Below are 6,673 nucleotides of genomic sequence, written 5' to 3' on the forward strand. Positions count from 1 at the left end.
AGGTCGGCCGCAAGCTGATGGAACAGTCGGCCCAGTCCATCAAGAAGATGTCGTTGGAACTGGGAGGCAACGCCCCTTTCCTCGTCTTCGACGACGCCGACATCGATGCCGCCGTACAGGGCGCGGTCATTTCCAAATACCGCAACGCAGGCCAGACCTGCGTCTGCACCAACCGCTTCTATGTTCAGGCGGGCGTCTATGCCGAGTTCGTCGCCAAGCTGACCGCCGAGGTTGAAAAGCTGAAGGTCGGTAACGGCATGGAAGACGGCGTTCAGGTCGGGCCGCTGATCGACGACAAGGCCATCCAGAAGGTGCAGCAACACCTCGACGACGCCGTATCCAAGGGTGCTAAGCTGCTGACGGGCGGAAAGCCGCATGAGCTGGGCGGCACCTTCTTCCAGCCGACCGTCGTCTCCGAGGTTACGCAGGACATGCTGATCTGCCGCGAGGAGACCTTTGGTCCTCTGGCGGGCGTGGTGCGCTTTGAAACCGAGGAGGAAGGCGTGGCCCTCGCCAACGACACCATCTTCGGTCTGGCGGGCTATTTCTACAGCCGCGATATCAACCGCGTCTGGCGTGTGGCCGAGGCGCTGGAGACCGGCATGGTCGGTATCAACACCGGCATCCTGTCGACCGAAATCGCCCCCTTCGGCGGTATCAAACAGTCGGGTCTGGGGCGTGAAGGCAGCAGCCACGGTCTCGAAGACTATCTGGAAATCAAATACCTATGCATGGGCGTGTAAGCCCGGCGTAGCAGTTTAGACCAACGTCGATCTCTGCAAATCGTCGTTCTTCCTGTCAGTCTCCCTTGTGACGCTCCGCGAATAGACGGCGCGCGCAAGGGAAACATGGCCGCCTGAGGGGGTGGCCTTACAGGAAGGGATAAACACCCATGACCGACCGCACCCTTCACGGGGCGGACGGCGGGGATCACTCGGTCGCGAAAAACGACCGGCTGGTGATTGCTGCCTCGTCTGTCGGCACCGTCATCGAATGGTATGACTTCTACCTCTACGGCTCTCTCGCCGCGATTATTTCGGCCCAATTCTTCTCGGGCGTGAACGAGACCACCGGCTTTATCTTCGCCCTTATGGCCTTTGCCGCCGGTTTCGCCGTGCGTCCCTTCGGGGCCATCGTCTTCGGACGCCTTGGCGACCTGTGGGGCCGCAAGAATACCTTCCTCGTCACCATGCTGCTGATGGGCCTGTCGACCTTTGTGGTCGGCCTGTTGCCGCCCTATGCAGTGCTGGGCGTCGCGGCTCCGATCATCCTCGTGCTGATGCGCCTGATCCAGGGGCTGGCGCTGGGCGGTGAGTACGGCGGGGCCGCAACCTATGTGGCCGAGCATGCGCCGCACGGTAAGCGCGGCTTCTACACCTCCTTCATCCAGATCACCGCGACGGTCGGCCTGCTGCTGAGCCTGATGGTTATCCTCGGCACCCGAATGGCCATCGGCGAGGAAGCTTTCCTCAGCTGGGGCTGGCGTATTCCGTTCCTCGTTTCGATCCTGCTGCTGGGCGTGTCGCTGTGGATCCGTCTGAAGCTGGCCGAGAGCCCTGCGTTCAAGCGCATGAAGGCCGAGGGCAAGGGCTCCAAGACCCCGCTGAAAGACAGCTTCCTGAAGTGGCCCAACCTGAAACTGGTGCTGATCGCCCTGTTCGGTCTGGCCGCAGGTCAGGCTGTGGTCTGGTACACGGGTCAGTTCTACGCCCTGTTCTTCCTTGAGAAGACGCTGCGGGTTGATCCGGCTCTGTCCAACATCCTGATCGCCTCGGCCTTGGCTTTGGCCACGCCGTTCTTCGTCTTCTTCGGCTGGCTGTCGGACAAGATAGGGCGCAAGCCGATCATTCTGGCCGGTTGCCTGATTGCGGCACTGACTTATTTCCCGCTGTTCCAGGGGCTGACCAAGGCCGCCAACCCGCGCCTAGCAGCCGCCGTCGCATCCTCGCCGCTGACCATTGTCGCTGATCCGGCGGACTGTCACCTGCAGTTCGATCCCATCGGCAAGACCGTGTTCAACTCGTCCTGCGACGTGGCCAAATCCTATCTGGCCAAGGCAGGCATCAACTATGACAACGTCGCCGCGCCTGCCGGAACTGTCGCCTCGATCAAGATCGGCGAGACGGTGATCGAAAGCTTCCACGGCGAAGGTCTGGCCAAGCCCGAGTTCGACGCCGCCAAGAAAGAGTTCGACACCAAACTGGTCGCCGCCCTCACGGCTGCGGGCTATCCGGACAAGGCCGACAGCGCACTTGTGAACAAGCCAATGGTTATCGGCATACTGTTCCTGTTGGTTCTGTACGTGACCATGGTCTACGGCCCGATTGCAGCGGCTCTGGTCGAAATGTTCCCGACCAACATCCGCTACACCTCCATGTCCCTGCCCTATCACATCGGTAATGGCTGGTTCGGAGGCTTCCTGCCGACGACCGCCTTCGCCATGGTCGCTGCCACCGGCAATATCTACTACGGCCTGTGGTACCCGATCGTGATTGCGGTCCTGACCGTCATCATCGGCGTGATCTTCGTGAAAGAAGGCAAGGACGTCGACATCCACAATTGACCAAGTCGACAACCTTACCAGTACTGAAGGGGCGGATCGCATTGTCGGTCCGCCCGTTTTGTGTGTGCCGATGCAACTTTAGGGCACCCGCCCCCTTGTGGTGCCACCCGTCCGGGGGACAGATGCCGTGATGTTCAGCTTCATCACACTGGTCATGACGGCGGCCTATATGGCCACCCTGTTTGCCATCGCATGGTGGTACGAGCGACCGCACATCAAGGCCAAGGGCTCGGGGCTGCTGGGTCCCAGCCTGTATTCGCTGTCGCTGGCCATCTACTGCACCTCGTGGACCTATTACGGGGCAGTGGGTACGGCGGCGCGCAGCGGCTGGGAATACCTGCCTATCTATATCGGTCCGGCGCTGGGGCTGACCCTGCTGTTCCCGCTGTGGCGCAGGATCGCGTCTGCAGCCAAGCGGGCCAACGCAGGCTCGCTGGCCGATTTTCTCTCCTCGCGATATGGCAAGAGCCCTGTGCTGGGCGCATCGGTAACCATCGTCGCCATTCTGGGATCGCTTCCCTACATCGCCCTGCAACTGCGCTCGCTGACCATGGCCGGCGAGATGATCAATGTGGACAGTGGTATCCACGGCTCCGAGAGCCTTGCTGTTCTGGTCCTCGCGGGCGTTCTGGCGGGGTTTGCCATTCTGTTCGGCGCACGCCGTCCGGACCTGACGGAACATAACCGTGGTCTGATCCAGGCGATTGGCGTGGAGTCCATCGTGAAGATGGGGGCCCTGCTGGCCGCTGCAGCCTTTGCTGTCATCCTCTTGCTGAACGCTGACCACAGCCCAGCCTTGCTGCGCGAAGGTCTGGGGGACTTGAGTGAATGGCCCGAAGGCAATGCCCGCTTCTGGGCGATTACCCTTGTGGCGACGCTGGCGATCTTTTGCCTTCCGCGCCAGTTCCACGTCGGCTTTGTCGAAGGGGGCGAGCCGGGCGAAGTACGCAGAGCCCAATGGCTGTTCCCGCTTTATCTGCTGCTTACCTCGCTGGCCGTTCTGCCGCTCGTGGCTGCAGGACGGTTGGCGTTTCCGGACGCAAACCCTGACCTGCTGGTGCTGGCCCTGCCGCTTCAGAGCCATCAGCCGCTATTGACCTCTATCGTCTTTGTCGGCGGCTTCTCGGCCGCAACGGCCATGGTCATCATCGAAGCGGTCGCCTTGTCGGCCATGGTCTCCAACAATCTGGTCTTGCCGCTGATCGGTGCTCTTCGCACAGGTTCGGGTACGCCGGTGGCCAAGATGGTGCTGAACATCCGTCGTGCAGCCATCATCGGCATCCTGTTTCTGGCGTGGCTCTACTATCAGGCTATGGACCAGTCGCGCGGGCTGGCGGCCATGGGTCTGGTGTCGTTTGCGGCGCTGGCCCAATTGGCCCCTTCCCTCTTCGGTGCCGTGCTTTGGCGCAACGGTCATGCCCGTGGTGCCATGGCGGGTCTGTGGGTCGGTATGACGGTGTGGCTGTTCATGCTGGCGCTGCCGCAACTGGCACCGCAGATGCTGCTCGACGTCCCCGAGTTGATGGGTCTTGAGGACCCGTTTGCCGCTGGCGTCTTCCTGTCTCTGGGGCTGAATCTTCTCACCTATGTGGTGGTTTCCCGCGCCAGCATCCCCGGCCTGATCGACCGCGTACAGGCCCGCGCTTTTGTCGACCACATGGGGTCGGAGTGGCTGGAGGCCCGGGGGCATCTTTCAGGCGCATCGGTCGAAGACCTGCGCGTTCTCGTCGCCCGCTTCATCGGCGAGGACCGCGCCCACAACGCGTTCCAGATCTGGGCCGAGGAAGCCGGTGTAAGACTGCGCCCCCATGATCCTGCCGACGCCAGCCTTGCGCGCGCGGCCGAACGTATGTTGGCCGGCGCTCTGGGGGCTGTGGCTGCACGCCGTGTTATCGGGGCCGCCCTGTCCGGCGGTGGCCGCCCACCCGAGGACGTGGTGCGCATGCTGGACGAAGCCTCGCAGGCGGTTCAGTTCAACCGCCAACTGCTGCTGACGACACTGGACAACATCGATCAGGGCGTGGCCGTGGTGGATGAAGAGCTGCGTGTCGTGGCGTGGAACCGCCCCTATGTGGAGATGTTCGGCCTGCCCCATGACTTCCTCCACGTCGGCATGCCCATCGCCCATGTCTATCGCTACAACGCCGAACATGGCGAGGTCGAACATGGCTCTGAATCGACGGAGTCTTGGGTCTCGCGGCGCGTCGAAGCCCTGTCACGTCGCCAACGTCACTTCCACGAGCGCGTCGGCAGCGATGGTCGGGTTCTACGGGTAGTGGGCGAGCCGCTCCCGGGCGGTGCCTATGTCACCTCCTACACCGACATCACCGACCTACGCCGCGCGGCCCGCCAGTTGGAAGAGGCCAACGAACAGCTGGAAGCGCGCGTCACCGAACGCACGACCCAGCTTAAAGCCGCCGTCGAAATGGCCGAACGTGCGACCGCCTCCAAAACCCGCTTCCTTGCCGCGGCCAGCCACGACCTGTTGCAACCCCTGCATGCGGCGCGCCTTTTCATCGGAGCCCTGCGCGAAGATCCCGAGGTCGAACAGAGCGAAAGCCACACACTGGCCGTCAATGCCGACCGCTCGATCGAGAGCGCTCACCGGCTGCTGACCGCCTTGCTAAACCTGTCAAAGCTGGAGGCGGGCGGCATCGACCCCACGGTGGGACCATTGGCCCTGAACCAGTTGTTCAGCGACATCGCGCGAGAGTTCACCCCTATTGCCGAGGCCAAGGGCCTGAAGCTGCGGGTCCATCCGACGCGGGTCTGGATTTCCACCGACCGCGATCTGCTCCGCTCCATGGTCCAGAACCTTGTCGCCAACGCCATCCGCTACACCGACAAGGGGACCGTTGTTGTCGGGGCGCGCCGTAAGGGCGGGCGGGTCGATATCTGCGTCGTCGACACCGGACGCGGTATTCCGGACGAAGCGCGAGCCAAGATCTTTGGCGAGTTTGTGCGACTGCCCGGTGCACCAGTCGATGAGCCCGCCGCCGGTCTGGGTCTGGCCATTGCCCAGCGTCTGGCCGACCTTCTGGGGCATCCCCTGTCGGTGCAATCCCGCATGGGACACGGTTCGCAATTCCGCATTTCCACGCCACGCACCCAGGCTGTGATGGCCCCTGTCGATACGGTGGCGACCTCGCGCACCCCGCTCTACGGCAAACGCGTGCTGTGTGTGGACAATGAACAGCCGATCACGGCCGCACTCGAGGCCCTATTGAAACGTTGGGGAGCGGTGCCGACCATCGCCAACTCAGCGCAAGAGGCACTTGCACTGCCTGGACCGTTCGACGCCGCACTAGTCGATCTTCATCTGGGAGAATCGGGGCCGGATGGGCTGGAGCTTATCAAGATGCTCAAGGCCCGGAACATCCGCCGTATCGCACTGGTTACCGCAGCCACGCAGGACCGCTTGAGCGCACAGGCAGCCGAAGTCGGTGCTGTCCTGTTGCCCAAGCCGGTAAAACCTGCGGCGCTGAAAGCCTTCCTGAACGGCTAGAAGCCGGTCAGCCCAGATCGATCTGCTGGGAAAGAATCACCGCTTGCGTGCGGTTCTGCACGCCCAGCTTGCGGAACACGCTGGTCAGGTGGGCCTTGATCGTGGCCTCGGTCACGCCGAGGTCATAGGCAATCTGCTTGTTCAGACGGCCGGCCTTAAGGCCTTCCAGAATACGCATCTGGGACGGGGTCAGGCTGGCGATGCGGCTTTGCAGATCAGCCTCTTCGCCCTCGGCCTCGCCGACGTCCGGTGCCCAGGTCTCGCCATCCAGCACCTGCGAGATGGCTTCGACCATGGTGTCCAGCGAGGCGGACTTGGGGATGAACCCCGATGCGCCCACGGCCAGTGTGCGGCGAACCGTGTGAGGCTCCTCGCTGGCCGAGACCACCACAACCGGCACGGCCGGATGGTTGGCGCGAACGAGATTGAGCCCCGTCATACCCTCGACGTCCGAGAGTTTGAGGTCCAGCAGCAACAGATCCACCGGCTCCTTTGCCAAGGCCGCGTCAGCCTCCGCAAAGCTGGAGCATTCCACCACCCCTGCCTCGGGACGTGCTCTACGCACGGCCGAAACAAGCGCTTCACGGAACAGGGGGTGATCGTCA

The 6,673-nt window shown here is 62.8% G+C and carries 4 protein-coding genes; 3 read left to right on the top strand and 1 reads right to left on the bottom strand.

The window, feature by feature from the left end:
• The 3 genes from OB03_RS12070 to OB03_RS12080 form a co-directional block, all read left to right on the top strand.
• A partial coding sequence (locus tag OB03_RS12070; RefSeq protein ID WP_461344306.1) for an aldehyde dehydrogenase family protein occupies positions 1-743 on the top strand: 743 nt, incomplete at its 5' end.
• 149 nt (positions 744-892) lie between these two features.
• Positions 893-2,563 carry an MFS transporter gene (locus tag OB03_RS12075; protein ID WP_242915060.1) on the top strand — a complete coding sequence of 557 codons (1,671 nt, stop codon included), beginning with the start codon at positions 893-895 and terminating at the stop codon, positions 2,561-2,563.
• Between the two features lie 130 nt (positions 2,564-2,693).
• Positions 2,694-6,068: a hybrid sensor histidine kinase/response regulator gene (locus tag OB03_RS12080; protein WP_461344308.1), complete on the top strand. Its 3,375-nt coding sequence runs from the start codon at positions 2,694-2,696 to the stop codon at positions 6,066-6,068.
• A 7-nt stretch (positions 6,069-6,075) separates the two neighbouring features.
• Here the strand turns inward: OB03_RS12080 and OB03_RS12085 are convergent.
• A partial coding sequence (locus OB03_RS12085; RefSeq protein ID WP_461344307.1) for a response regulator occupies positions 6,076-6,673 on the bottom strand: 598 nt, incomplete at its 5' end.

It is taken from the genome of Brevundimonas sp. GN22 (assembly GCF_054824005.1).

Bases quoted from the DNA above. Each gene is read 5' to 3' on its own strand.
- OB03_RS12080 (WP_461344308.1), top strand. From the start codon at position 2,694: ATGTTCAGCTTCATCACACTGGTCATGACGGCGGCCTATATGGCCACC.
- OB03_RS12075 (WP_242915060.1), top strand. From the start codon at position 893: ATGACCGACCGCACCCTTCACGGGGCGGACGGCGGGGATCACTCGGTC.